Raw genomic sequence first — 511 nt, forward strand, 5'->3', positions numbered from 1 at the left:
TTGCGGTTTTAGGCTCAATAATCTTTCTTTTGATTTATAGAAAATTTAATTTAAAAGATTACTATTTGACTTTCAAGCAAGATAAAAAGTTTCTAAAGAAAGGATTTGTTATCATTTTCGGGATACTACTAATTCAGTCCGTTTTGAATTGGATTTATAACACCCCAAAAGAATGGAATACTGAAACAATTTTATTTCAGTTGACAATGCCAGGAATTGACGAAGAAATTGCATTTCGAGGAATTATGCTTGGACTTTTGACTAAAATTCTTAAACCAAGTTCTCGGACTATTTTTCACCCAGCTATTTTAGTAACGGCATTATTATTTGGAATGGCACACGGACTTTTTTTTAATAACTCATACGAATTGACTTTTAAAAGTTTCCCCTTTTTCAATACATTGATTTTGGGGATTGTTTGGGCTTGGATAACAATGAAGAGTGGAAGTATTTTACTTGCCCTTATATCTCATAATTTAGGAAACGTAACGAACAAATTAATAAGTATGAA

Annotated in this window: 1 protein-coding gene; it reads left to right on the plus strand. The window is 30.5% G+C overall.

Translation table 11 applies throughout. The features are described 5' to 3' along the window. Positions 1–143 precede the first annotated feature (143 nt). A partial coding sequence (locus tag ACFQ1U_RS13710) for a CPBP family intramembrane glutamic endopeptidase (protein WP_386109346.1) occupies positions 144–511 on the plus strand: 368 nt, incomplete at its 3' end.

Origin of the sequence: Tenacibaculum geojense, from assembly GCF_042676005.1 — a bacterium.
Taxonomy (GTDB): domain Bacteria; phylum Bacteroidota; class Bacteroidia; order Flavobacteriales; family Flavobacteriaceae; genus Polaribacter; species Polaribacter geojense.